Source organism: Microvirga sp. CF3016 (genome assembly GCF_036314085.1).
Classification (GTDB): domain Bacteria; phylum Pseudomonadota; class Alphaproteobacteria; order Rhizobiales; family Beijerinckiaceae; genus Microvirga.
Genome location: NZ_JAYGGM010000007.1, coordinates 95,075 through 118,915 on the forward strand (window position 1 = coordinate 95,075; position 23,841 = coordinate 118,915).

General features: G+C 64.5%; 26 protein-coding genes and 1 tRNA gene. 19 read left to right on the forward strand and 8 right to left on the reverse strand.

All coding sequences use genetic code 11. The features are described from left to right. Nucleotides 1-5 precede the first annotated feature (5 nt). Nucleotides 6-626 (reverse strand): glutathione S-transferase family protein, encoded by a 621-nt coding sequence (locus VB672_RS12215; RefSeq protein ID WP_329784462.1) that lies wholly within the window; start codon nt 624-626, stop codon nt 6-8. 284 nt (nt 627-910) lie between these two features. Here VB672_RS12215 and rplM point away from each other — a divergent pair, with 284 nt between their 5' ends. The 4 genes from rplM (at nt 911) to VB672_RS12235 (ending at nt 3,757) form a co-directional block, all read left to right on the forward strand. Further along, nucleotides 911-1,375 (forward strand): 50S ribosomal protein L13, encoded by a 465-nt coding sequence (rplM, locus tag VB672_RS12220; protein ID WP_329784463.1) that lies wholly within the window; start codon nt 911-913, stop codon nt 1,373-1,375. 2 nt (nt 1,376-1,377) lie between these two features. Further along, on the forward strand, nt 1,378-1,854 hold the full coding sequence (gene rpsI, locus VB672_RS12225; protein ID WP_173947246.1) for a 30S ribosomal protein S9: 477 nt from the start codon (nt 1,378-1,380) through the stop codon (nt 1,852-1,854). A gap of 286 nt (nt 1,855-2,140) precedes the next feature. Beyond that, nucleotides 2,141-3,109, forward strand: coding sequence for an N-acetyl-gamma-glutamyl-phosphate reductase (gene argC / locus VB672_RS12230; RefSeq protein ID WP_329784464.1), 969 nt, complete (start codon nt 2,141-2,143; stop codon nt 3,107-3,109). 21 nt (nt 3,110-3,130) lie between these two features. Then, nucleotides 3,131-3,757, forward strand: a complete 627-nt coding sequence (locus VB672_RS12235) for a nucleotidyltransferase domain-containing protein (protein ID WP_329784465.1) — start codon at nt 3,131-3,133, stop codon at nt 3,755-3,757. Between the two features lie 31 nt (nt 3,758-3,788). Here the strand turns inward: VB672_RS12235 and VB672_RS12240 are convergent, their stop codons facing one another. After that, nucleotides 3,789-4,673 carry a fumarylacetoacetate hydrolase family protein gene (locus tag VB672_RS12240; protein WP_329784466.1) on the reverse strand — a complete coding sequence of 295 codons (885 nt, stop codon included), beginning with the start codon at nt 4,671-4,673 and terminating at the stop codon, nt 3,789-3,791. A gap of 383 nt (nt 4,674-5,056) precedes the next feature. On the opposite strand from VB672_RS12240, the gene VB672_RS12245 reads away from it, so the two are divergent. Beyond that, nucleotides 5,057-6,394, forward strand: a complete 1,338-nt coding sequence (locus tag VB672_RS12245; protein ID WP_329784467.1) for an OmpP1/FadL family transporter — start codon at nt 5,057-5,059, stop codon at nt 6,392-6,394. 187 nt (nt 6,395-6,581) lie between these two features. Here the strand turns inward: VB672_RS12245 and phaC are convergent, their stop codons facing one another. Beyond that, complete coding sequence (gene phaC / locus VB672_RS12250) at nt 6,582-8,381, reverse strand: class I poly(R)-hydroxyalkanoic acid synthase (RefSeq protein ID WP_329784468.1); 1,800 nt, start codon at nt 8,379-8,381, stop codon at nt 6,582-6,584. A gap of 111 nt (nt 8,382-8,492) precedes the next feature. On the opposite strand from phaC, the gene VB672_RS12255 reads away from it, so the two are divergent. From VB672_RS12255 to VB672_RS12285, 7 genes are all read left to right on the forward strand, one after another. After that, nucleotides 8,493-8,903 (forward strand): hypothetical protein, encoded by a 411-nt coding sequence (locus VB672_RS12255; RefSeq protein WP_329784469.1) that lies wholly within the window; start codon nt 8,493-8,495, stop codon nt 8,901-8,903. 43 nt (nt 8,904-8,946) lie between these two features. Then, nucleotides 8,947-10,167 carry an LL-diaminopimelate aminotransferase gene (locus tag VB672_RS12260; protein WP_329784470.1) on the forward strand — a complete coding sequence of 407 codons (1,221 nt, stop codon included), beginning with the start codon at nt 8,947-8,949 and terminating at the stop codon, nt 10,165-10,167. A gap of 103 nt (nt 10,168-10,270) precedes the next feature. Continuing rightward, on the forward strand, nt 10,271-11,593 hold the full coding sequence (locus VB672_RS12265) for a homoserine dehydrogenase (protein WP_329784471.1): 1,323 nt from the start codon (nt 10,271-10,273) through the stop codon (nt 11,591-11,593). A 57-nt stretch (nt 11,594-11,650) separates the two neighbouring features. Further along, nucleotides 11,651-12,649, forward strand: coding sequence for a class II fructose-bisphosphatase (gene glpX / locus VB672_RS12270; protein WP_329784472.1), 999 nt, complete (start codon nt 11,651-11,653; stop codon nt 12,647-12,649). 138 nt (nt 12,650-12,787) lie between these two features. After that, entirely contained in the window at nt 12,788-13,231 is a 444-nt protein-coding gene (locus tag VB672_RS12275; protein WP_329784473.1) for a GNAT family N-acetyltransferase, read from the forward strand. A 71-nt stretch (nt 13,232-13,302) separates the two neighbouring features. Further along, nucleotides 13,303-15,114, forward strand: coding sequence for a single-stranded-DNA-specific exonuclease RecJ (recJ, locus tag VB672_RS12280; RefSeq protein ID WP_329784474.1), 1,812 nt, complete (start codon nt 13,303-13,305; stop codon nt 15,112-15,114). An 81-nt stretch (nt 15,115-15,195) separates the two neighbouring features. Further along, nucleotides 15,196-15,270 (forward strand) — tRNA-Glu (locus VB672_RS12285). Nucleotides 15,271-15,379: 109 nt separating this feature from the next. Here VB672_RS12285 and VB672_RS12290 read toward each other — a convergent pair. Continuing rightward, nucleotides 15,380-15,682, reverse strand: a complete 303-nt coding sequence (locus tag VB672_RS12290; RefSeq protein ID WP_329784475.1) for a hypothetical protein — start codon at nt 15,680-15,682, stop codon at nt 15,380-15,382. A 216-nt stretch (nt 15,683-15,898) separates the two neighbouring features. Here VB672_RS12290 and VB672_RS12295 point away from each other — a divergent pair, with 216 nt between their 5' ends. Then, nucleotides 15,899-16,132, forward strand: coding sequence for a DUF6894 family protein (locus VB672_RS12295; RefSeq protein WP_099508000.1), 234 nt, complete (start codon nt 15,899-15,901; stop codon nt 16,130-16,132). A 60-nt stretch (nt 16,133-16,192) separates the two neighbouring features. Here the strand turns inward: VB672_RS12295 and VB672_RS12300 are convergent, their stop codons facing one another. The 3 genes from VB672_RS12300 to VB672_RS12310 form a co-directional block, all read right to left on the reverse strand. Beyond that, nucleotides 16,193-16,447: a hypothetical protein gene (locus VB672_RS12300; protein ID WP_329784476.1), complete on the reverse strand. Its 255-nt coding sequence runs from the start codon at nt 16,445-16,447 to the stop codon at nt 16,193-16,195. An 86-nt stretch (nt 16,448-16,533) separates the two neighbouring features. Next, nucleotides 16,534-17,160 (reverse strand): 2-dehydro-3-deoxy-6-phosphogalactonate aldolase, encoded by a 627-nt coding sequence (locus tag VB672_RS12305; RefSeq protein WP_329784477.1) that lies wholly within the window; start codon nt 17,158-17,160, stop codon nt 16,534-16,536. Between the two features lie 78 nt (nt 17,161-17,238). Continuing rightward, nucleotides 17,239-17,523: a hypothetical protein gene (locus VB672_RS12310; protein WP_329784478.1), complete on the reverse strand. Its 285-nt coding sequence runs from the start codon at nt 17,521-17,523 to the stop codon at nt 17,239-17,241. 316 nt (nt 17,524-17,839) lie between these two features. Between VB672_RS12310 and VB672_RS12315 the strand changes: the two genes are divergently transcribed. The 3 genes from VB672_RS12315 (at nt 17,840) to speB (ending at nt 20,716) form a co-directional block, all read left to right on the forward strand. Beyond that, entirely contained in the window at nt 17,840-18,355 is a 516-nt protein-coding gene (locus VB672_RS12315) for an Lrp/AsnC family transcriptional regulator (RefSeq protein WP_329784479.1), read from the forward strand. Between the two features lie 101 nt (nt 18,356-18,456). Continuing rightward, nucleotides 18,457-19,656: an ornithine--oxo-acid transaminase gene (rocD, locus tag VB672_RS12320; protein WP_329784480.1), complete on the forward strand. Its 1,200-nt coding sequence runs from the start codon at nt 18,457-18,459 to the stop codon at nt 19,654-19,656. 19 nt (nt 19,657-19,675) lie between these two features. Further along, complete coding sequence (gene speB / locus VB672_RS12325; RefSeq protein WP_329784481.1) at nt 19,676-20,716, forward strand: agmatinase; 1,041 nt, start codon at nt 19,676-19,678, stop codon at nt 20,714-20,716. A 135-nt stretch (nt 20,717-20,851) separates the two neighbouring features. On the opposite strand, the gene VB672_RS12330 is transcribed toward speB, so the two are convergent. Continuing rightward, nucleotides 20,852-21,826: a DUF1624 domain-containing protein gene (locus VB672_RS12330; protein ID WP_329784482.1), complete on the reverse strand. Its 975-nt coding sequence runs from the start codon at nt 21,824-21,826 to the stop codon at nt 20,852-20,854. A 44-nt stretch (nt 21,827-21,870) separates the two neighbouring features. Here VB672_RS12330 and VB672_RS12335 point away from each other — a divergent pair, with 44 nt between their 5' ends. The 3 genes from VB672_RS12335 (at nt 21,871) to VB672_RS12345 (ending at nt 23,841) form a co-directional block, all read left to right on the forward strand. Then, entirely contained in the window at nt 21,871-22,626 is a 756-nt protein-coding gene (locus tag VB672_RS12335) for an SIR2 family NAD-dependent protein deacylase (RefSeq protein ID WP_329784483.1), read from the forward strand. A gap of 127 nt (nt 22,627-22,753) precedes the next feature. Further along, nucleotides 22,754-23,374 carry a cold-shock protein gene (locus tag VB672_RS12340; protein ID WP_329784484.1) on the forward strand — a complete coding sequence of 207 codons (621 nt, stop codon included), beginning with the start codon at nt 22,754-22,756 and terminating at the stop codon, nt 23,372-23,374. After that, nucleotides 23,374-23,841: a DUF192 domain-containing protein gene (locus tag VB672_RS12345; protein ID WP_329784485.1), complete on the forward strand. Its 468-nt coding sequence runs from the start codon at nt 23,374-23,376 to the stop codon at nt 23,839-23,841. The genes VB672_RS12340 and VB672_RS12345 overlap by 1 nt, the downstream gene beginning before the upstream one ends.

Below are 23,841 nucleotides of genomic sequence, written 5' to 3' on the forward strand. Positions count from 1 at the left end.
CTCGTTCAAGCCTTCGGAGGCACGAGCGCGTCGTCGATCTCCCGCGCGCGAACGGCCGCGGGGCGTGAGCTGATGCGCTGCCAATAGGCCTCGAAGGCCGGGCGTTTCTCCAGGGTGCCGAACATCATGCCCCAGCCGATCTGGGACCCGACATAGACATCCGCCGCCGTGAAGCGGTCGCCTGCGATGTACTCGAATTGGCTGACCGCATAGTCCAGGGCGTCGACGACGGTCTCGATGCTGCCGTAGCCGATGGTCCGCTGGCGCTCTTCCGGAACCTCGAAGCCGAAGGCCTTGTTGCTCAGGGCCGCCTCCACCGGGCCCGCGGCGAAGAACATCCAGCGGTAGTAGGCGGCCCGATCCTGCGGCGGCGGGGCGAGGCCGGCTTCCGGAAAGACATCGGCCAGATAGGCGCAGACCGCGGCCGCCTCGGTGACGATCTTCCCCTTGTGAAGGATGGCCGGCACCTTCCCCATGGGATTGACGGCCAGATAGCCGGGCGACTTCATGTCCGGGCCGAAGGCGAGAATTTCGGTGCGATAGGCACAGCCCGTTTCCTCCAGCATCCAGCGAGCGATGCGGCCGCGGGACATGGGATTGGTGAAGAAGATCAGTTCGTCGGTCATAGGGCCCCTCTCGGACGGCAAAAAGGATGCCATTGCGCAAGCATAACGGTTGTTGATTGGGACCTCAAACGCCGTGTGGTAATTAAATACCTCTCATGTGGTATTAGTGTACCTTGTGGCTTCTACCTTTTGTTTTATAAGGGTTTTATTAGGCCCATTCAGCCGCAAATGCTGTTGACTTGTGCGCGCAATATCACTAAACAGCCCTCACTCGCCGCCGCATCTCGCGGCGGTTTGTCGTTTTTCAGAACCGGAGCCAAACAGCTCCAACGGGATACAGCGCAATGAAGACTACAACTTCGCTGAAGCCCGCCGAGGTCGAGAAGAAGTGGGTTGTGATCGACGCGAAGGGCCTCGTTGTGGGCCGTCTCGCTTCGGTCGTTGCCATGCGTTTGCGTGGCAAGCACAAGGCGAACTACACGCCCCACGTCGACTGCGGCGACAACGTCATCGTCATCAACGCCGACAAGGTGGTGTTCACCGGCCGCAAGCGCGAGCAGAAGGTGTATTACCATCACACCGGTTATCCGGGCGGCATCAAGGAGCGCACCGCAAAGTTCATTCTCGACGGCCGCTTCCCTGAGCGCGTGGTCGAGAAGGCTGTGGAGCGCATGCTCCCCCGCGGCCCGCTCTTCCGTCAGATCATGGGCAACCTGCGCGTCTACAAGGGCACTGAGCATCCGCATACCGCTCAGCAGCCGGAAACGCTGGATGTTGGCGCCCTCAACAGCAAGAACGTGAGAGCATAATCATGGCGACCCTCCAGTCTCTCGCCGATCTCGGCACCAATGCCCAGGCCGCCGCTCCGGAAGCTCCGAAGCACGTCCAGAAGCTCGACTCGCTCGGCCGCGCATATGCCACCGGCAAGCGCAAGGACGCGGTCGCTCGCGTGTGGATCAAGCCCGGTTCCGGCAAGATCGTGATCAACGGCCGCACGGCCGAGGTCTACTTCGCCCGTCCCGTGCTGCGCATGATCCTCGCTCAGCCGCTCCAGATCGCCCAGCGCGAAGGCCAGTACGACATCACCGTCAACGTTGACGGCGGCGGTCTCTCCGGCCAGGCCGGCGCGGTCCGTCACGGCCTCGCCAAGGCGCTGACCTACTACGAGCCGGAGCTTCGCGGTCCGCTCAAGAAGGAAGGCTTCCTGACCCGTGATCCGCGCGTCGTCGAGCGTAAGAAGTACGGCAAGAAGAAGGCCCGCCGCAGCTTCCAGTTCTCGAAGCGCTAAGGCCTCTTCAGGCAAGTTTTTGGAAAGGGCGGCCCTCGGGTCGCCCTTTTTGTATGTCTTGACGGCCAGGATTGTTGACACGCCAAGCCGTCGACCCCATAAAAGCCCCCATGAACCCAAGCTTCTGCAGCATCCGACGCCGAATGACCGCCGCCCCGGCGCGCGTGCGATGACGGCTGCCTGAGCCCGACCGCAAGCCGCGCCGATGCGCGGCTTTTTTGTTTCTCCTGAACCCAATCGGCCTTATCGGCTTTTAGCCTCATCGGCGGCCACAGGTGCATCGACCATGACAACCATGACCCAGAATTCGGTGGATCTCTCGCAGGGCACCAAGACCGTCTTCATCGACGGCGAGGCCGGCACGACCGGGCTCGGCATCCGCGAGCGGCTGAAGGACGTTCCCGGCGTTGCGATCCGGAGCATCGACCCGGAGCGGCGCAAGGATCCGGCGGCGAAGCGCGAGATCCTGGCCGAGGTCGATCTCGTGGTGCTCTGCCTGCACGACGATGCTGCGCGGGAGACGGTGGGTCTCGTGGACGGCTTGAGCGGTCGCAAGCCGCGCATTCTCGATGCGAGCACGGCGCACCGGGTCGCCCCGGGCTGGGCCTATGGCTTTGCCGAACTCGACCCCGCGCAGCGGGCAGCGGTTGCCCGGGCCGACCGGGTGGCCAATCCCGGCTGCTATCCGACCGGCGCCATCGCGGTCATCCGGCCCCTGGTCGATGCGGGCCTGATCCCGGCCGATTACCCGATCAGCGTGAACGCGGTGAGCGGTTACAGCGGTGGTGGGCGCTCGATGATCGAGGCCTACGAGGCCGGCACGGCCCCGGCCTTCGAGCTCTACGGCCTCGGCTTCGAGCACAAGCACGTGCCCGAGCTGCAGAAATATACCGGTCTGACCCGGCGGCCGATCTTCATTCCGTCGGTGGGCAATTTCCGGCAGGGCATGCTGGTGAGCGTGCCGCTGCACCTCGACCTGCTGCCCGGCAGGCCGAAAGCGGCGGACCTCGAGGCGGCGCTGCTGGAGCACTATCCGGGCAGCGGTCTCGTCAGCGTCGTGCCGACGATCCGGGACGGCAAGAAGATCGAGCGGATCGAGCCGGAAGCCCTCAACGACACGGACCGGCTCGAGCTCTTCGTCTTCAAGCACGACAGCTACAATCACGCGGTCCTGGTGGCGCGCCTGGACAATCTCGGCAAGGGCGCGTCCGGCGCGGCGGTGCAGAACATCCAGCTCATGCTGGGGCTGATTTGAACTCGATTCAGCCGGCATTCGATGACCGAGGCGTCGGGCCAGCATCTGTGGCAGCCATTGTCTCCTAGTGAGGTGGCTGCTCTATTTGCCGACGCGACGATCCCTTGGTGGATCGCAGGAGGGTATGCCATCGAGCATGCGGTGGGGCATACGATCAGGCCGCATGCCGATATTGACGTTCTCGTCCTGCGGCGAGATCAGCTGCAGGTTCAGAATATTCTCGCAGGATGGGATTGTTGGGCGGCCGATCCACCAGGGGCTCTTCGCCCGTGGCATGATGGCGAAGTCTTGCCCGCAGACGTTACGGACGTTTGGTGCCGCTGTGAGCCGACCGGCGCCTGGCGGTTGCAGATCATGCTGGACGAGAGCTCGGACGGGCTATGGCATTCGAGGCGCCATCGATCGGTAACGAGGCCCCTCTCTGAGCTCGGTGTGTTCGACGGGGCGGGGGTCTGGTATTTGGCGGCCGAGGTTCAGCTCTTCTACAAGGCCAAAGCGCCCCGCTTGAAAGATGAAGCCGACTTTGCCGCTGCGCTTCCACACCTGAATGATCGGCAGAGGGAGTGGCTGCGAACCGCCATCCTGACCGCATACGGCGAGAACAATCCGTGGCTGATGGCGCTTTGTGCCAATTCCGAAGAACGGTAAGTGCTCGAGCGAGCACTTACCGACCACGGGACTAATGCCCCTTCCAGCTCTTGCTGGTGTCGACCCCGTTCTCCTCGAAGGCGACGAAGCGCTGGCGCTGCTCGCCGAGGCCTTCGATGCCGAGGGTCACCACGTCGCCGGCTTTCAGGAAGCGCTGCGGCTTCATGCCCATGCCCACGCCCGGCGGGGTGCCGGTGGTGATCACGTCGCCGGGCTCCAAGATCATGAAATGCGACAGGTAGGAGACGATCTGCGCCACGTTGAAGATCATGGTCTTGGTCGAGCCGTTCTGCACGCGCTCGCCGTTCACGTCGAGCCACATGGAGAGGTTCTGCACGTCGGCGATCTCGTCCTTGGTGACGAGCCAGGGGCCGAGGGGGCCGAAGGTCGGGCAGCCCTTGCCCTTGGTCCAGGTGCCGCCGCGCTCCAGCTGGTACTCGCGCTCGGACACGTCGTTGCAGACGCAGTAGCCGGCCACGAAATCATAGGCCTCGTTCGCCCCGATATAGGAGGCCCGCTCGCCGATCACGATGGCGAGCTCCACCTCCCAGTCGGTCTTCTGGGATCCGCGCGGGATGATCACGTCGTCGTTGGGGCCGACGATGCAGGACGGGGCCTTGTTGAAGACGATCGGTTCCGCCGGAATGGCAGCTCCCGTCTCGGCGGCATGATCGGCGTAGTTCAGCCCGATGGCGATGAAGTTGCGCACCTGACCGACGCAGGCGCCCAGGCGCTGGCCCGACGGGGCGACGGGCAGGGTGCCGGGATCCGTCTTGCGGATGCGGTCCAGGGTCTCCGACGACAGGGCCGCCCCGGCGATGTCGGGCACGAGCCCCGAGAGGTCACGAATCTGCCCGCTCGAATCGATCAGCCCCGGCTTCTCCCGTCCCGCGTCCCCAAATCGTACCAGCTTCATCAAGCGCTCCTCTCGTTAAGGCATCGGCATAATCGGCGCGAATGCGCCGCGCTACAATGCACGTTCTCACCGCAAATATGTTGCTGTTTTGCCACGAGCGCGGACAAAGTATGGAATTTCCACTCATCCGTCCGAGGTAGCCGATTTCAAGATGAAAGCCGACTATACATCCGTTTACATATAAACCATTCGAACCTACTTTCACTTTATTCAAATTAGCCAAAGTAAGCGGAAGTACAGATAAGTAAGGCCGGGCCGATTTTATAAAAATTTAAGACACGGCCTGAAGCTCAGGAAAGGATTGCGGCCAAATTTAAGCATTGGCACATTGCCCTCACGACGGGATTCTCCCGTACAAGAAATACCAAGGGCAGGAAAACTCCATGGGTCGTCTCTCTCGTTCTTTGTCGCTGGCTGCGGTGTCCCTCGCGGCTCTCATCGCCGCCCAGGGCGGCGCCCAGGCCGGAGCCTTCGCTCTCCGTGAGCAGAGCGCCACGGCCCAGGGCTACTCCTTCGCCGGCGCTGCATCGGGCTCGGGCTACCTGTCCTCCATGTTCTGGAACCCGGCCGTCATCACGATGATGCCCGGCTGGCAGAGCGAGTGGCATGCCTCGCTGATCATTCCGCGGGTCGACATCAACCCGCTCCCGTCCGTTCCCACCTTCGCTTTCGGCGGCTCGGGCGACATCGGCCAGGACGCCATCGTTCCGGCGAGCTACAGCTCCTATCAGATCAACGACATGTTCTGGGTCGGTCTCTCGACCAGCTCGCCCTACGGACTCGTCACGGACCCGCGCCAGAACTGGTCCGGCCAGGTCTATTCGCGCTCGTCCAAGATCTTCTCGCTCAACGTCAATCCGGTCATCGGCGTGAAGGTGAACGACTGGTTCTCCTTCGCCGTCGGCCCGTCCCTGCAGTACTTCGACATCACCCTGAAGCGGGCGGTGCCGTTCCCCGGCGCTCCGCGAGCATCGGCGACGCTGCCTGGCGCGCCGAGCGCGATCCTCGACGGCGACGACATCGGCTTCGGCTTCACGGCCGGTGTGACGATCACGCCGTTCGCCGGCACGACCATCGGTGTCGGTTATCGCTCGCAGGTCGAGCACGAGCTCGAAGGTAACCTGTCGGCCCCCTTCGGCTCCATCGGCCCCTTCGCCCGGATCCCGATCACCGCGAAGCTGAAGACCCCCGATCAGCTCACGGTCGGCCTCTCGCAGGTGATCACCCCGGCGATCACGGTTCATGCCGGCTTCGAGTGGACGAACTGGAGCGTTCTCAAGACGCCTCTCGTGATCGGCCCTGGCGGCACTGCCGTCACGGACATTCCGCTCAACTACGACGACGGATTCTTCTACTCCCTCGGCGTGGACTACAGGCTGAACAATCAGTGGATCCTGCGCGCCGGTGTGGCCTACGAGGAATCGCCGATCGACACAGAGATCCGCTCCACCCGTCTGCCCGACAACGACCGCATCTGGGCTTCGATTGGTGCCAGCTACCAGTGGAACGACAAGCTGTCCTTCGACGTGGCCTATACCCACATCTTCACCAAGGAGACGGAGATCCGCATCGTCCCGGGGCAGCAGGACTTCCCCAGCGCTGGTTTGCCTTTCGTGGCCGACGTGGACTCGGACGTGGACATCATCTCCGCAGCGGTTCGCTACCGTTGGGACGACCCGAAGGTTGCGATCCCGGCCGTTCCGCTCGTCCGCAAGTACTGAGCTTTCCTGCACCGATGACAAGAAGGCCGGCTGTTCCGCCGGCCTTTCTTTTTGAGCGAGCTCATTCCTCGAACATCGTGGCCGGCTCCGTACCGGCCATCCCGAGGCGGAAAAGCGCGGCGCCTCAGGCAATCGGGATCACGGGCACAAGGCCGGTGATGACGAAGGAGTGCATTATCCACGAAGTTCAGGATTTCGCCAGAACGTAGGTGCCCGGCGCATCGCAGAGCGGCTCCAGCTTTCCGCCTCCGGGCTCCCGGGCCGGCACCATCCGGGGCGCCTGGGCCTTGATCCATTCGAACCAGTAGGGCCACCAGGAGCCCGCCGTCTCGGTCGCCTGCTTCATCCAGTCTTCCAGTTCCCCCTCGACGGGACCACCGGTCCAGAATTGGTATTTCGCCTTGCTGGGCGAATTGACGACGCCGGCGATATGGCCGGAGCCGGCCAGCACGTAATCGACCGGGCCGCCGAAGGCCTTCGAGCCGACGAATACGGAGCGGGCAGGGGCGATGTGGTCCTCCTTCGTGGCCAGATTGAAGATCGGCACCTTCACCTTCTTCAGGTCCAGCTTCACGCCGGCAAGCTCCATCTCGCCCTTGGCGAGCTTGTTCTCGAGATAGCAGTTGCGCAGGTAGAACGCGTGGTTGGCGGCCGGCATGCGGGTCGAATCGGCATTCCAGTAGAGCAGGTCGAACGGGAAGGGAGACTGGCCCTTCATGTAGACGTTGACCACGTAGGGCCAGATCAGATCGTTGGGCCGCAGCATGTTGAACGCATTGGCCATGCGCGAGCCTTCGAGATAGCCGCGCTTCTTCATAGCCGCCTCAAGGCTGCGCACCTCCTCCTCGCCGGCGAAGACCTTCAGGTCGCCCGCATGGGTGAAGTCCACCTGCGCGGTGAAGAAGGTGGCGCTGTCGATCCGCTTGTCCCGCTTGGCCGCCATATAGGCGAGGGTGGTGGCGAGCAGCGTCCCGCCGACGCAATAGCCGATCGCCGTCACCTTCTTCTCGCCAGTCGCCTGCTCGATGGCATCCAGCGCGGCGAAGATGCCGTCCTTCATGTAGTGCTCGAAGCCCTTCTCGGCATGCTGCTCCGCCGGATTGACCCAGGAGATGCAGAAGACCGTCAGGCCCTGCGATACGGCCCACCGGATGAAGCTCTTCTCCGGGTTGAGATCGAGGATGTAGAACTTGTTGATCCAGGGCGGCACGATCAGCAGAGGCCGCTTGAGAACTTTCTCGGTGGTCGGAGCGTACTGGATCAACTCGATGAGATCGTTGCGGAAGATCACCTTGCCCGGCGTGGTGGCGATGTTCTCGCCGACCTTGAACCGGCTCGTGTCCGACTGCCGGATCTTCAGCTCGCCGCCGCCCGCCTCGATATCCTCCGCCAGCATGGCCATGCCGCGCACGAGATTGGCGCCGTTCTCGCGCAGGGTCTCGCGGATGAGCTCCGGGTTGGTCAGGAGGAAGTTCGACGGCGAGAGCGCGCTGGAGATCTGCTTGAGGTAGAAATGAGCCTTGTGGCGGGTGCGCTCGTCGAGGCCTTCCGCATTCTCCACGAGATCCTCGGCCCAGCGGGAGGAGATGAGATAGGCCTGCTTCAGGAAGTCGAAAATCGGGTTCTCGGACCATTCCGGGTCCTTGAAGCGATTGTCCTTGGGCTCCGGCTCCGCCACCGGCTCGACAGGTTCGCCTTGCGCACGTTTCAGGGTCGAAGCCCAGAGCGACAGGAACTGCGTGCCGAGGCGGGACTGAGCCTCGAAGCTCTTTTGCGGATCGCTCATCCAGGCCTCGGCAACCCGGCCGAGGGACTTGACTGCCTCCTGCGCGTCGCTTGAAACCGGAGGCTGGCCCTCCTGGATGGGTTTGAGGTATGTGGCAGCGGCCTTGCCGGCTCCCTCGATGAGGCGGGCCATGTTGTGGGAGAGTTCCTCGAAGTCCGGAACACGGGCTTGGGTGTTCTCCTCACCGTATGGCTTGTCCATAAGGCGATCTCCCTCTATCGCAGCAGCATTGCTCGCAAGCCGCATTTCCGACATCTTAACGTTCGAGCTGTCGGATATGCCAGAGCCATGTTGCAGGTCTTAGGTATCACAATGCGTACGAAGCATCATTCGATCCGCCGCGTCTCGGCTGTTTCTCTGGCGATGGTGGCCGTCGGCCTTGCCGGCTGCAACGGCAGCTTCAATCCGGTACGGGATGTGGCGACCGCCGTCGGAGCCGGTCCGCAAACAGCCGCGACGCCCGATTTCGTGGCCCGTTCGCGGCCGACCAACCTCGACTACATGCCGATCGCAACGCCTGCTCCGGAACGCCCGACGCCTGCGCGCACGGCCGAGGAGATCAAGGCAGCCGAGGCGGAGCTCGAGGCCCTGCGGTCCCGGAACGAGGCTGCCGGCGCCGCGGCAGCCGAACTCGGCAAGACGCCGCCCCCTGAGCCGATCAAGATTCCGGCCAACACGTCGCAGCAGACGCGTCAGAAGACGAATTCCAAGCGGACGCCTTAGAACCTATACCGGAATCCCGTGATTCCGCCCGAGGACGAGACCTATGCCTGATTTTTACCGGATTAAGCGCCTCCCGCCTTACGTCTTCGAGCAGGTCAACCGCATCAAGGCCGCGGCCCGGGCCAACGGAGCGGACATCATCGACCTCGGGATGGGCAATCCGGACCTTCAGGCCCCCCAGCACGTCATCGACAAGCTCGTCGAGACCGTCGGCAAGCCGCGCACCGACCGCTATTCGGCCTCCAAGGGCATCGGCGGCCTGCGCCGCGCCCAGGCCGGCTATTACGAGCGCCGCTTCGGCGTGAAGCTCAATCCCGACACGCAGGTGGTGGCGACCTTGGGCTCCAAGGAAGGCTTCGCCAACATGGCCCAGGCCATCACCGAGCCGGGCGACGTGATCCTGGTGCCGAATCCGAGCTACCCGATCCACGCCTTCGGCTTCCTGATGGCGGGCGGGGTCATCCGCTCGGTGCCGGCCGAGCCGACCCCTGATTTCTTCGTGGCGGCCGAGCGCGCCGTCGCCCACTCGATTCCGAAGCCCGTGGCGCTCGTCGTCTGCTATCCGTCGAATCCGACCGCCTATGTGGCGTCCCTCGACTTCTACCGGGATCTCGTGGCCTTCGCGAAGAAGCACGAGCTGATCCTGCTGTCGGACCTGGCTTACTCGGAGGTCTATTTCGACGAATCGAATCCGCCGCCCTCGATCCTGCAGGTACCGGGCGCCATCGACGTGGCGGTGGAATTCACCTCCATGTCCAAGACCTTCTCCATGGCCGGCTGGCGCATTGGTTTCGCGGTCGGCAACGAGCGTCTGCTGGCCGCTCTCGCCCGGGTGAAGTCCTATCTCGATTACGGGGCCTTCACGCCGGTTCAGGTGGCCGCCACCGCGGCCCTTAACGGACCGGACGATTGCATCCGCGAGATGCGCGCCACCTACAAGCGCCGCCGCGACGTGATGGTGGATTCCTTCGCCAAGGCGGGCTGGAACGTTCCGGTGCCCACCGCCTCCATGTTCGCCTGGGTTCAGATTCCGGAGAAGTTCCGGGCCATGGGCAGCCTCGAGTTCTCGAAGCTCCTGGTGGAGAAGGCCGACGTGGCGGTGGCTCCCGGCATCGGCTTCGGCGAGCACGGCGACGACTATGTCCGAATCGCCCTTGTGGAGAACGAGCAGCGCATCCGCCAAGCTGCCCGCAACATCCGCAGGTTCTTCGACAATGCCGACCAGACCCTCCACAATGTGGTGCCCATGGTCCGCCGGGGCTGACCTCAGGCGAGAAGCAGCAGCCCCGGCGGAATTTCGCGTCCGCATGGACAGGACACCTTGGCGGTCGTAAAAGCAGCCCGAGATTTTCAAGGAGCTGTTGTTCGTGACACGTCCTTTTCGGGTCGGCATCGCCGGCCTCGGCACCGTCGGCGCATCGGTCATTCGCATTCTCGACCGCCAGAACGAGGCTGTCGCCCAGCGGGGTGGGCGGCCGGTTGAGATCGTGGCCATTTCGGCCCGCGACAAGGCGAAGGACCGGGGATTCGATCTCTCCCGCTTCACCTGGTTCGACAGCCCGACGGACCTCGCCCGCTCCGCCGATGTGGACTGCGTGGTCGAGTTGGTCGGCGGTGCGGACGGAGCAGCTCTCGACACGGTGCGCACGGCCCTTGGGCTCGGCAAGCACGTGGTCACGGCCAACAAGGCGCTGCTCGCCAAGCACGGGCTCGAGCTTGCGAAGCTCGCGGAGGAGAAGGGCGTCTCCCTGGCCTTCGAGGCTTCCGTCGCGGGCGGCATTCCGATCATCAAGACCCTGCGCGAGGCGCTGCCGGCCAACCGGGTCTCGCGCCTCTACGGCATCCTCAACGGCACCTGCAACTACATCCTCTCGCGCATGGAGCTGGAGGGCCTGACCTTCGCGGAATGCCTGAAGGACGCCCAGCGCCTCGGCTATGCGGAATCCGATCCGACCTTCGATGTCGAGGGGTTCGACACGGCCCACAAGCTCGCCATCCTGACCAGCCTTGCCTTCGGAACCGAGATCGACGCCGATGCGATCTACGTGGAAGGCATCTCCTCGATCACGCCCCTCGACCTCGCCATGGCCAGGGAGCTGGGCTTCCGCATCAAGCTCCTGGGCGTCGCCGAGCGCACCAAGACCGGGATCGAGCAGCGCGTGCACCCCACCATGGTGCCCCGGACCTCCTCCATCGCCCAGGTGATGGGCGTGACGAATGCGGTCACCATCGACGCGGATGCCGTCAGGGAGCTGACGCTGATCGGACCCGGAGCCGGAGGCGATGCCACGGCGTCGGCCGTCGTGGCCGACATTGCCGATGTGGCCACCGGCACCGTGCAGCCGCTCTTCGGTTCCCCTGTAGGCCGGCTGGAGAAGGCGCCGCGAGCCCCCATGCAGCGGCACGAGGGCGGCTATTACGTTCGCCTCACGGTCCATGACCGACCGGGCGTTGCCGCCGGCGTGGCGACCCGCATGGCCGAGGCCGACATCTCGCTGGAGAGCATCCTGCAGAAGCGCTCCGAGATTGCCGCGACCAAGGACCCGCACGGGCGCTCGGGAGCGCCGGTCTCGCTGGTGCTCATTACCTATGCGGCCACCGAGGCCTCCATCCGCTCGGCCCTGGAAAAGATCTCGGGGGATGGTCTTATCGCCGAGCCGCCCCAAGTCATCCGCATCGAACGCGAGTAACCCACGACCAAGCCTCTTTGAGGCTCCAGACGACCACAAGAGGGAGACGACACGTCCATGTCGCAAGGCATTACCGTCCAACCGGGCCAAATCATCGAGCGCATCCTGACCCTGGAGCTCGTCCGCGTCACCGAGCGCGCGGCGGTGGCCTCCGCCAGGCTGCGCGGCCGCGGCAATGAAAAGGCCGCCGACCAGGCCGCCGTGGACGCCATGCGTCGTGAGCTGAACAAGCTTCCCATCGACGGCACGGTCGTGATCGGCGAGGGCGAGCGCGACGAGGCGCCCATGCTCTTCATCGGCGAGAAGGTCGGCAACAAGCAGGGCCCGAAGGTCGACATCGCGGTCGATCCCCTGGAGGGCACCACGCTCTGCGCCAAGGACATGCCGGGCTCCATCGCCGTCATGGCCATGGCCGAGGCCGGAACCCTGCTGGCGGCTCCCGACGTCTATATGCACAAGATCGCAGTCGGTCCCGGCTATCCGGCCGGCGTCGTCGATCTCGATGCTTCGCCCGAAGAGAACCTGCACAGCCTCGCCAAGGCGAAGGGCGTGAAGGTGAACGAGCTCACCGCCCTCGTCCTCGACCGCCCACGCCATGCGGATCTCATCGCGGCGATCCGCAAGACCGGCGCGGGCATCCGCCTGATCTCGGACGGCGACGTGGCGGGCGTGATCTTCACGACGAAGCCTGCGGAAACCGGCATCGACATCTATCTCGGCATTGGCGCCGCGCCCGAGGGCGTTCTGGCGGCCGGTGCGTTGCGCTGCATCGGCGGCCAGATGCAGGGTCGCCTGATCCTCGATACCGAGGAGAAGCGCTCGCGCGCCCTGCAGATGGGCGTGACCGACCCCAACAGGAAGTACGACGTGACGGATCTCGCCCGCGGCGACGTGATCGTGGCGGCGACCGGCGTCACCGATGGAGGTCTGCTGAAGGGCGTCCATTTCGGCAAGGACGTGATCACCACCGAGACGGTGGTCTACCGCTCCGCAACGGGCACCGTGCGCCGCATTTACGGCGAGCACCGCGAGCTGTCGAAGTTCCACCTGGACTAGGTCGTTCCGAGCAAGGGCCTCATGTATCATGCGTCATGGCCGGGCTCGTCCCGGCCATCCACGTTCCAGGTGGGCGAAGAAGACGTGGATACCCGGCCCAAGGCCGGGCATGACGGTAGAATGTGCAAGGAAAATGCGATGATCGAGATCCGCCCCTTCAGCGCCGGCGACCGAACCGCCTGGGAACCTCTCTGGCAGGGTTACCTGACGTTCTACAAGTCGTCCCTGCTGCCTGAGGTGACGGACACCACATGGCGTCGGTTCCTCGATCCGGCGGAGCCCGTGCATGGCCTGGCGGCCGTTCTCGACGGCCGGATCGTCGGCATCGTCCATTACCTCTATCACCGTTCCACCTGGACCATCGGCGATTACTGCTATCTGCAGGACCTGTTCACGGCCGAGGAGGCGAGGGGCCGGGGCGTGGCGCGCGCCCTGATCGAGGCGGTGTACGAGACGGCGAGGGCCGACGGCGCGAGTCGGGTCTACTGGCTGACCCACGAAACCAACACGACGGCGCAGGCCCTCTACGACAGGGTGGCCGCCCGCAGCGGGTTCATTCAGTATCGTCACCTGCTGGGCTGACCGCAGGGACGGGAAGGTGCGATCATTGACGCAGGATGCTTTGACCACAATTCGCGGATAAGACTCCCGCTGTGACCGAATCATCTCCTCTCCACCTGCCGAAGCCCTTTCTCGGCGTCACCAACTCCGCCCTCGGGCGCACCTGGGTCGAGCGCTGCGACGCCGCCCAGGGAACGGTCGCGCTCGCCATCGCCCAGACGCACGGCCTTCCGGACGTGCTGTCCCGCGTCCTGGCCGGGCGTGGAGTCGGGCTTCACGAGACCGAGGGTTTCCTGAACCCGCGCCTGCGCGACCTCATGCCGGATCCGCATAAACTCACCGACATGGAGCCGGCGGCCTCCCGGCTGGCCGATGCGGTGCAGCGCAACGAGAAGGTGGCGATCTTCGGGGATTACGACGTGGACGGAGCCTGCAGCGCGGCGCTTCTCGCCGAGTATCTGCGCGCCTGCGGCCTGGATTACGCCATCCATATCCCCGACCGGATCACCGAAGGGTACGGCCCGAACGTCGATGCCATCCGGGCGCTGAAGGAGCAGGGCGCCGACGTCCTGGTCACGGTCGATTGCGGCACCGCGAGCATCGAACCCCTGGCCGAGGCCAGACGCCTCGGGCTCGATCCCATCGTTCTCGACCACCACCAGGCGCCGGAGCAGTTGCCGGAGGCGCTCGCCATCGTGAACCCGAACCGGCAGGACGATCTCTCGGGCCTCGGCCATCTCTGTGCCGCCGGGGTGGTGTTCCTGTTCCTCGTCGCCCTCAACCGGACCCTGCGGACCCGCGGCTTCTTCCAGGGGCGCCCGGAGCCGGACCTGATGGGCAGCCTCGACCTCGTGGCGCTGGCGACCGTCGCCGACGTGGTGCCGCTCGTCGGCCTCAACCGGGCGTTCGTACGCCAGGGCCTCGCCATCATGAAGAGCCGCCGCCGGGCGGGTCTGGCGGCGCTCCTCGACACGGCCGGGCTCGCCGGCGTGCCGGAAAGCTGGCATCTCGGCTATCTCGTGGGCCCGCGCATCAATGCGGGCGGCCGCATCGGCGATGCGGCCCTGGGGTCGCGCCTCCTGCTGACCGAGGACCCGGTACAGGCGGGGCAGCTCGCCGCCGAGCTCGACCGGCTCAACCGCGAGCGCCAGGCCATCGAGGTCGTGGCGGTCGCGGAAGCCGAGGCGCAGGCGATGATGGCGCTGGAGCGCATGCCGGACCTGCCGGTTCTCGTGACCGCTTCGCCAGAGTGGCACCCGGGCGTGGTCGGCCTGATCTCCGCCCGCACCAAGGAGCGGTTCCGTCGCCCGGCCTTCGCCTTCACGCTCAATCCGGACGGAACCGCGACCGGCTCGGGCCGTTCCGTGCCCGGAGTCGATCTCGGGCATGCGGTACGGGCGGCCGTGGACGTGGGGATCGCCATCAAAGGTGGCGGCCACACCATGGCGGCCGGCGTGACGATCCAAGCCGTCGATCTCGAACGCTTCCTCGGCTTCGTCACCGAGAAGCTCACCGAGCCGGTGAGCACCATGCGACTTCGCGACAATTTCGCTATCGACGCGACGCTCACGGCTGCCGGCGCGCAGCCCGCCGTCGTGACGGCCCTGGAGCGGGCCGGACCGTTCGGCCAGGGCCAACCGGAGCCGGTCTTCGTCTTCCCGCAGCACCGGCTCGTCGAGGCGCGCGAGGTTGGCAGCGGCGGGCACATGCGCGTGAAGCTTCGCGGCGGCGACGGCAGCGTCATCGGCGGAATCGCCTTTCGGGCCGCCGGTCAGCCGCTCGGTAACGTCCTGTCTCAAGCCACCGGAAACATGCTCCATGTGGCGGGAACGCTCTCCATCGATCGCTGGGGCGGCAACGAGAAGGTCGAGGTCCGCATCATGGATGCGGCGCGGCCGGAATAATTCAAATCTGGCGCTTGCGATGCGTCACGAACCCATCTATAGGTTCGCCCACTTCGGCGGGCACCGCCCCTGAAGGACTGCGCGCCCTTCGTCTATCGGTTAGGACATCTGCCTTTCACGCAGGAAAGAGGGGTTCGACTCCCCTAGGGCGCGCCACTCCTGCATCCCGAAAAATCTGGCTTTCTTTGACGTGGCAAATACCGCGTCGATGCACTCGGAGGTTCGAGGGATCCTCGCTCTGTTCGGAGTTCCGCGCCGGCTGCGACTAGATCGGGTTGCCTTTGATCTTGGTCACCATTTCCCAATTGTCGCCGGCCGCGATCATGCACGCCTTGCCGTCCGGCATGGTCATCACCATGGTCCAGGATCCGTTCGAGGAGGCAAAGACTTCGAGCACCTGTCCAGGCTGGGCGAGACCCATGCCGACCGGATCTTCCTTGTACTGATCGGCCAGCAGCTTCACGAGCTGTTCGCGCGGGCCGCAGGAGGTCTGAGCGCTGGCCGGCGCGAGTCCGAGCGCGACTGTCGCGCCGAGGACGGCGAAGGGAACGGCAGGGTTACGGATCATGACATATCCCTAACGGTTGACCCGCGATTGCCCTTGGCGTGCCAATCAACGCACACTGCCTGGAAAAAGCTCCATCGCCGGAAACGGCCGCCCCTGGATTTGCCGGTGTTCCTGCTTTCAGGAAAATGCGTGTATAGGAGAAGGGCAGGCGCCGGATTGAACCTGTCGCCTGCACGGGCGTTTTTTCCGCCAAACATCTATCGAAGCTGAATCTCCATGCCGCGTTATTTCTTCAACATCCGTGACGGCTACGACGTCGATGAAGACGAGGAGGGAATCGAGCTTCCCGACCTGGAAGCGGCCCGGGCCGAGGCCTTGGCCACGGTCGAGGAGCTTCGGGACGAACTGGCGGACGCGGGCAATATCGAGCTGGAAATCACCGACGAGACCGGTCGGCGGCTCCTGACCGTTCCGTTCTTTCGCGGCGGGCAAGGCGGCCGACGCCGCTGAATGCGCAGCGGAAAGGCCCGGCGTGATGCCGGGCCCTGCTCGATGATCGTGCAAGCTTGATCAGCACTCGGTCTTCTTCTGAGTGGTCGTATCGCCGAACTCGTCCGTCTTCTGCTTGGTCTCGGTCGTGCAGCCCACCGTTCCCGTGCTCGTCGTGACCGAGGTCGAAGACGTCGTGCTCGGCTCGGTCTTGCGCTCGATGGTCGTCTGGCTGCCCAGGATTCCCTCTTCCTTCTTGATGGTCGTGGTGGTGTCCTGGGCGAAGGCGGCCGTGCTGAGAAGCGAAGCCGCAAGAAGCAGTACCGTTTTCTTCATCGTGAACTCCATGAACAAGCATTCCTCCTGAGAACGGCTTTCGCTCCCGCGGGTTCCTGCTCAGGTCGTTCCGAGTGATCGCTGGCTCAGGCAGCCTTGAGATCCCGCCAAGCTCTGGCGAAGTCGCGCGCGCTGCCGGCGATCTCCTCGACCGACATGGCGGGCGTGAAGAGGGCGGAGCCGAGCCCGAAACCGTTGGCGCCGGCATCCACATAGGGTTTCATGTTGTCCGGCTTGATGCCGCCGACCGGCAGGACGAGCGCGTCCTTCGGCAGGACCGCCCGCCAGGCTTTCACGACAGCGGGAGGAATGGCTTCGGCCGGGAAGATCTTGATCGCATCGGCCCCTGCCTTCAGGGCGGCAAAAGCCTCCGTCGGGGTCGCCACGCCGGGGGTGCAGACGAGGCGGGCTTTCTTGGCAGCCCGGATCACGTCCAAATCCGCATGCGGCATAACGATCAGCTTGCCGCCCACATCGTGGACGCCGACCACCTGATCCGGATCGAGGACGGTTCCGGCGCCGACAAGCACGTTGGCCGGCATCGTCTTCGACAGGATCTCGATGCTGCGGAACGGCTCCGGCGAGTTCAGCGGAACCTCGATGATACGAAAGCCCGCCTCAACCAGAGCTGCGCCGACGGCTTCGGCGCTGTCCGGCTTGAGCCCGCGCAGAATGGCGATCAGAGGAAGGTCGGTCAGATAATCCCGCAGCACAACAGCACCTCCAGTCCCGTCGCGGGACGGGAGTGCCCCTCGAAGGCCGCTACTAGTTGGCAAAGATGGGAGCCGGTTTCAACCTCTCGCGGCTTGGGGTGCAAGATATTGCATCAGATAGGAAACCGCGTTGCCCAGGGTGTCCCGACCGTCCGTGCTGTGCTCGATGAACCAGTCTTCGAGAGCGACCCCCGGATACAGCGCCTCGACGCCGGCGAAGAACTGCATGAGCTTCATGGAGTCGAAGGCGAGACAGTGCGTCAGGGACATGTCCAGGATGATCGGAGTCTCGCGACCTTCGCTGAGCGACCGGCAAAGCGCGACGATATGCTGGCCAACATCCGCCTCCGACAGGAAGTTCACTGATTCTGCCCCCTTATAGATGACGTAGAGTCATATCCATGGACGGCACTAGTTCAACAATGAAATGATATAAAACTGTGCAAAGCGACGTTGGGTTAGCATACGCAAATGTAACGAAATGTCATTAAGTTTTCGTATGCTTTGACGTATTTTTTCGTCTCCTTTCCGGTTCTCCGACACTTCGCCGGGGCGGTGCCATGGGCACCTGCCTCAGCCCTTATGTGGAATTGCAAGGCTCATGCCTCGTAGGATAGAGACCTGACAACCCGTCACCGGACCCATTGCAGTTTCCCATGGGACCCGTTCGAGCTGAATCATGAAGCCGCCCTCGAAGCTGCTGAGCCGCAGCGTCAAACCCTCTCTCGACAGGATCGACCTCCTGATCCTCGATGCCCTCCGCGACAACGGACGCATCACCTACCAGGCCCTGTCCGAGCGGGTCGGGCTTTCGGCGCGCCCCTGTCTCGAACGGGTCAGGCGCCTGGAACAGAAGGGTGTGATCCGTGGCTACACGGCGCTGATCGAGCCTGCCGCTCTCGGCCATGACATCATCGCGCTCGCCGGGATCAGCATGCGCGATCCTTCGACCGGCACCCGCCAGAGGCTGGAGCGCGCTCTGACAGCCAATCCTGCTGTCGTCGAGCTGCAGGTCGTGAACGGGGAATACGATTATATCGCCCGGATCGTGGCTCCGACCCTTGCCGCCTACGAGGCCTTGACCGAGGCCTACTTGGCCGATCCAGGATTCGGAATCGGGCGGATTCACACGACCTTCGTCCTGAAAACCCTGAAGGATTTCGAGGGCTATCCGGTGGCCGACAACCGGGACTGAGTTCGGGTGCCGTGTCGCACGACCGAATCGGCTGCCGTCAGGCGGGATTTCAGCCTCAACCGGAGCGGCAAAGCCCGTAAGCTTGTCCATGGAGGACTTCCATGGATTTCATCGCTCTCGAACGATCGGTCACTGCTGCCAATTACGATCCCCTGCCTGTCGTTCTGAGAGAGGCGAAGGGCGTCTGGGCCACCGACACGGAAGGCAAGCGCTATCTCGACATGATGAGCGCCTATTCGGCGGTCAGCCTCGGCCATGGTCATCCGCGCATCCTGAAGGCCATGATGGAGCAGGCCGCGAAGCTCGCCGTCACCAGCCGCGCCTATCACACGGAGCTTCTCGGGCCTTTCCTGGAGCGCCTCGTCCAGGTCACGGGTCTCGATATGGCGCTGCCGATGAACACGGGCGCGGAAGCCGTCGAAACCGCCATTAAGGCCGCCCGGCGCTGGGGCTATGCCAGGAAGAAGATCGCCCGGGACCAGGCGGAGATCATCGTCGCCAACAACAATTTCCACGGACGCACGACAACCATCGTCGGCTTCTCGTCGGACGAGTCGTATCGGGAGGGCTTCGGTCCCTTCGCCGGAGGCTTCAAGCTTGTGCCGTTCGGGGACGCCGGTGCGGTCGAGCGGGCAGTCTCGGACAAGACCTGCGCCATCCTGATCGAGCCGATCCAGGGCGAGGCGGGCATCGTGGTGCCGCCGGAGGGCTACCTGAGGGACCTGCGCGCCCTCTGCGACCGGCACGACATTCTCCTCATTCTTGACGAGGTTCAGTCGGGTCTCGGACGCACGGGCCGGTGGTTCGCCCATCAGCACGAGGGGATCAGGCCAGACGGGCTGATCCTGGGGAAGGCCCTGGGCGGCGGTGTTTATCCGGTCTCGGCCTTCGTCGGCACGCACGATGTCATGAGCGTCTTCAATCCCGGCTCCCACGGCTCGACCTTCGGGGGCAATGCCTTGGCGGCCAGGATCGGCCTGGAGGCGCTCTCGGTGATCGAGGAGGAGCATCTCGTCGAGCGCAGCGCGGAAATGGGCGGCTATCTCCAGGACCGTCTGCGCGCCATGCGCAGCAACATCGTGAAGGACGTGCGCGGCCGCGGCCTATGGGTCGGCGTCGAGGTGGATGCCAACGTGGTCTCGGCGCGTGCGGTCTGCGATGCGCTGCTCGAAAACGGCGTCCTCTCGAAGGACACCCACGGCACCGTGCTGCGCTTCGCGCCGCCTCTCACCATCACCCGCGACGAGATCGACTGGGGGATGGAACGGATCGAGCGGGTTTTCGCCCGCGCCATTCATTGATGCACAGGGACGACGATCGATGGCACAGAACCTGAAGATGAAGCAGGAGCCCGCAACCCGCGAGCAGCGCCTGGAGGCCTATCAGCCCCTGTCCGGGATGGTGGTGCCGCGTTTTGCCGGCATCTCGACCTTCATGCGGCTGCCCTACCTCGCGCCGACCCAGGCCCCGGGCGAAATCGACATCGCCATTCTGGGCATTCCCTTCGACGGGGCGACCACGAACCGTCCCGGAACCCGCCTTGGGCCGCGTCAGGTGCGCGAGGCATCGTCGCTCATGCGCCTGGTCAATTACGGAACGCTGGTCGCGCCCTACGATCTCTGTGCCTGCGCGGACGTGGGCGACGTGCCGGTCAACCCCATCGACGTGCAGGATACGCTGCGCCGCATCGAGGCCGAGGTGTCCTATCTCTACCAGGGCGGCGTGACGCCGCTCTCCATCGGGGGCGACCACATCGTCTCGTATCCGATCCTGCGCGCTCTCGCGGCGAAGAGCGGTCCTGTGGGCATGATCCATGTGGACGCCCACAGCGACACGGGCGACACCTTCTTCGGTGGTCAGAAGCTCACGCACGGCACGCCATTCCGACGGGCCATCGAGGACGGCGTGCTCGATCCGAAACGCATGGTGCAGATCGGGATCCGCGGACACATGTACTCCGCCGACGACCGCCAATGGGCCCTCGACCAGGGCATCCGCATCATCGACATGGAAGAGGTGGCGGAGAGGGGCATCCCCTCTACGATCGCCGAAGCCCGCCGGGTGGTCGGCCTCGAGCCGACCTATTTCACCTTCGACATCGACTCCATCGATCCGGCCTTCGCGCCGGGCACGGGCACCCCGGAGATCGGTGGCTTCACGAGCCGCGAGGCGTTGCAGCTCGTGAGGGGCTTCCGGCACCTGAACCTCGTGGGCGCCGACATGGTCGAGGTCTCGCCGCCCCTCGATCAGTCCGGCGGTACCGCCCTCGTGGGCGCGTCGATCGCGTTCGAACTCCTGTGCCTTCTCGCCGAGGCGAGGGCGGAGCGCGCCGCGAAGGAGGCTCGGCTGAACGTGGTTTAGACGATGCACCTGAAACGGCTCCGCCAAACCTCCCCGTCATCACCGGCCTGGTGCCGGGATCCCGATTGCATGAAGCGCTGAGTCTCACAGGATCGGGATGGCCGGGACAGGCCCGGCCATGACGTGGAGATCGATCTACGACGGAGGGTTCTGGCGCATGCATTGCTGCGCCGCGCGTGAGATCCGCGTGTTGTCCTCGCCGGCAGCCTTGTTGGCGAGGAGCCTTTGCCAGAGGTCCCGTTCCGGAACTTGCTGCAGGATGCAGGAACAGACCGAGGGGCACAGGGCCGGATTGCCGTTCTGCATCAGGCAGATCTGCCGGCAAGCTGGAGTCGGGTTCGGGCCCACGATCTGCGCGACGCCGTAGAGGATCCCTAGCAGGACGATCTGGTGGGTCAGGTAGATGGGCAGGCTCTTGCGCCCGGCCCATACCAATGTCTTAAAGAGCGGGTTTTCGGCACGCCAGCGCGCCAGGCCGAGGGTCTCCTGCCGGGCCAGCAGCAGCTTCCCGGCCGCCACCCCGATCAGCACGAGCCCGAACCAGGGGAAGATCGGCACATAATCGTTGGTGACCGGATCGGAGGCGCCGAGACCGAGCCAGTCGAGCCAGGGCGCATCGAGGGCCGGGCTCGTCAAAAGCAAGGACGCGATCAGGCAGAACGCCGCCACCGCGAGGGTCAGAGCGGGATGCAGGCGCAAAAACGGCAGGGCGAGCACGCTTGAGACGGCGATGCAGTGCAGGATGCCGAAGAAGATATAGCTTTCCGGAAAGGCGAAGTACGTCACCAGGGTCACGGCCAAGGCCGCGCCGCCGACCTTCAACAGGCGTTTCAGGAAGGGCGCTCGCCGGAAGCCCTGGGCATGGGCCAGCGCCAGTCCGAACCCCGCGAGCATCAGGAATGAGCCGGCGATCCCGCGCGCAAACCAGCGCCAAGCCGGCACCTGCAGGATGTTCGTCCCGATCAGCTGCAGAAAGCTCAGGTCCCAGCTGAAATGATAGACGATCATGGCGGCGATCGCGATGCCGCGGGCGACGTCGATGGCGTCCCAGCGCTGGGATGCGGCGGCCCGGGCTTGGAAGGCGATGGCGGTCGACTCTGCTTGTCTCATGGGTGAAGCATTCCCTCCCGGCCCGTCAGCCTTATGTGAGTGGCATGACCGAGAGCCTTGCCGCGTCACTCGCCACATTACAGGACATGATTCAAGACGCCCGTGTGGTTGCGGGCTTCACGGGAGCCGGGATCTCGACCGAGAGCGGCATCCCCGACTTCCGCTCTCCGGGCAGTCCCTGGATGCGCCACAAGCCGATCCCTTTCGATCTCTTCGTGCAGAGCCCGGAGGCGCGCCGCGAGGCGTGGCGCCGGAAATTCGCGATGGACGATCTCTATAAGGGTGCCCGTCCGAACGTGGGGCACCATGCCTTCGCGTCCCTGGTCGCGTCCGGGCGCATGCCGGCAGTCATCACCCAGAACATCGATGGGCTCCATCAGGAATCGGGCCTTCCCGAGGACCAGGTCATCGAGCTGCACGGCAACGGCACCTTTGCCAAATGCCTGGCCTGCGGCAGCCGGCACGAGCTTGACTGGGTGAGGCAATGTTTCGATCTGGACGGCGATCCGCCCGATTGCCGGATCTGTGGCGGAATCCTCAAAGCGGCAACCATTTCGTTCGGACAGTCCATGCCGGAGGCGCCCATGCGCCGGGCCCAGAAGCTGACGGCGTCATGCGACTTGTTTCTTGTCGCAGGCTCGTCCCTGGTCGTCTATCCGGCGGCGGCCTTTCCGGCCTTCGCCAAGGAAAACGGGGCGCGGCTCGTGATCGTCAATCGGGAGCCGACGCCGCTGGATGAGGCTGCCGATCTGGTGATCCATGCGGAGATAGGCTCCGTCTTTTCAGTATTTGTGTCGTAACTTCAAGAACATGCAGGGTGCCGAAAATTTCATCGCCCTTTGAAGCGCGTTTCTGGCTTCCCCTGATTCAGGACGATGTTATCCTCTTATTAAGAATCGGGTTCATGATTCGAGTTCGGGTAATTTCATGACTGGCGATTACGGCTCCAATTCTTTCAGTCTCCGCGAGGAGAGTTCCGCATTAAATCAGGGCCGCCGCGAGGTCGCTCAGCCGACCCCGGAGGAGAGCGCTCTTGAGCTCGTCCAGGTCAGCGGCCGTATCAAGTGGTTCGACGTCGCCAAGGGATTCGGCTTCATCGTTCCCGACAACGGCATGCCCGATGTCCTGCTCCATGTGACCTGCCTGCGCCGGGACGGCTATCAGGCTGCGAACGAAGGCGCTCGCATCGTCGTCGAGGCGGTTCAGCGTCCGCGCGGCCTCCAGGCTTTCCGTATCCTCTCGCTCGACGAATCGACGGCGCTGCATCCCTCCGAGCTGCCGCTGCCCAGGACCCATGTTCAGGTGGTGCCGACCAGCGGGCTGGAGCCGGCGGTGGTGAAGTGGTTCAACCGCCTGCGCGGCTTCGGCTTCCTGACGCAAGGGGAAGGCAAGCCGGACATCTTCGTCCATATGGAAACCCTGCGCCGCTATGGCATTGCCGAGCTGAAGCCGGGCGAGCGCGTTTTCGTCCGCTTCGGCGACGGCTCGAAGGGTCTCATGGCCGCCGAGGTCCGTCTGGCCGACATGGCCCTGCCGCACTCCCATTGATGAGCCTCCCCGTGCTGCTGCGTATCCGGCCGGCGTACTCGGCCTTGGTCTTTCTCGTCCTGTTCGCCGGCGCAGCCTATGCGCAGGCGTTGGAGAGCCTGTCCATCGCCACCCAGGGCGGGCAGCGCCAGACCTTCAGGGTCGAGGTCGCCCGCAACGATGCGGACCGCGCGCAGGGGCTGATGTTCCGCCGGTCGATGCCGGCCGACCAGGGCATGCTGTTCGATTTCGGCCGGGTCGAGCCCGTGTCCATGTGGATGCAGAACACCTATCTGCCCCTCGACATGCTCTTCATCCGCGCCGACGGAACGATTGCCCGGATCGCAGCCAACACGGAACCGCTCTCGACCCGCACCATCCCGTCCGGCGAGCCGGTTCTCTCGGTCCTGGAGCTGAATGCCGGCACGGCGGCCAGGCTCGGGATCAAGCCGGGCGACCGGGTGGAGCATCCGATCTTCAAGCGGTGA

Coding starts and splice junctions, on each gene's coding strand:
- rocD (WP_329784480.1), top strand. CDS start 18,457: ATGGATTTCATCGCTCTCGAACGATCGGTCACTGCTGCCAATTACGAT.
- VB672_RS12335 (WP_329784483.1), top strand. CDS start 21,871: ATGACCGAGAGCCTTGCCGCGTCACTCGCCACATTACAGGACATGATT.
- VB672_RS12345 (WP_329784485.1), top strand. CDS start 23,374: ATGAGCCTCCCCGTGCTGCTGCGTATCCGGCCGGCGTACTCGGCCTTG.
- VB672_RS12215 (WP_329784462.1), bottom strand. CDS start 626: ATGACCGACGAACTGATCTTCTTCACCAATCCCATGTCCCGCGGCCGC.
- glpX (WP_329784472.1), top strand. CDS start 11,651: ATGTCGCAAGGCATTACCGTCCAACCGGGCCAAATCATCGAGCGCATC.
- phaC (WP_329784468.1), bottom strand. CDS start 8,381: ATGGACAAGCCATACGGTGAGGAGAACACCCAAGCCCGTGTTCCGGAC.
- VB672_RS12255 (WP_329784469.1), top strand. CDS start 8,493: ATGCGTACGAAGCATCATTCGATCCGCCGCGTCTCGGCTGTTTCTCTG.
- rpsI (WP_173947246.1), top strand. CDS start 1,378: ATGGCGACCCTCCAGTCTCTCGCCGATCTCGGCACCAATGCCCAGGCC.
- VB672_RS12275 (WP_329784473.1), top strand. CDS start 12,788: ATGATCGAGATCCGCCCCTTCAGCGCCGGCGACCGAACCGCCTGGGAA.
- VB672_RS12245 (WP_329784467.1), top strand. CDS start 5,057: ATGGGTCGTCTCTCTCGTTCTTTGTCGCTGGCTGCGGTGTCCCTCGCG.
- VB672_RS12315 (WP_329784479.1), top strand. CDS start 17,840: ATGAAGCCGCCCTCGAAGCTGCTGAGCCGCAGCGTCAAACCCTCTCTC.
- VB672_RS12235 (WP_329784465.1), top strand. CDS start 3,131: ATGACCGAGGCGTCGGGCCAGCATCTGTGGCAGCCATTGTCTCCTAGT.
- VB672_RS12340 (WP_329784484.1), top strand. CDS start 22,754: ATGACTGGCGATTACGGCTCCAATTCTTTCAGTCTCCGCGAGGAGAGT.
- VB672_RS12295 (WP_099508000.1), top strand. CDS start 15,899: ATGCCGCGTTATTTCTTCAACATCCGTGACGGCTACGACGTCGATGAA.
- rplM (WP_329784463.1), top strand. CDS start 911: ATGAAGACTACAACTTCGCTGAAGCCCGCCGAGGTCGAGAAGAAGTGG.
- VB672_RS12260 (WP_329784470.1), top strand. CDS start 8,947: ATGCCTGATTTTTACCGGATTAAGCGCCTCCCGCCTTACGTCTTCGAG.
- speB (WP_329784481.1), top strand. CDS start 19,676: ATGGCACAGAACCTGAAGATGAAGCAGGAGCCCGCAACCCGCGAGCAG.
- VB672_RS12240 (WP_329784466.1), bottom strand. CDS start 4,673: ATGAAGCTGGTACGATTTGGGGACGCGGGACGGGAGAAGCCGGGGCTG.
- argC (WP_329784464.1), top strand. CDS start 2,141: ATGACAACCATGACCCAGAATTCGGTGGATCTCTCGCAGGGCACCAAG.
- VB672_RS12300 (WP_329784476.1), bottom strand. CDS start 16,447: ATGAAGAAAACGGTACTGCTTCTTGCGGCTTCGCTTCTCAGCACGGCC.
- VB672_RS12330 (WP_329784482.1), bottom strand. CDS start 21,826: ATGAGACAAGCAGAGTCGACCGCCATCGCCTTCCAAGCCCGGGCCGCC.
- VB672_RS12290 (WP_329784475.1), bottom strand. CDS start 15,682: ATGATCCGTAACCCTGCCGTTCCCTTCGCCGTCCTCGGCGCGACAGTC.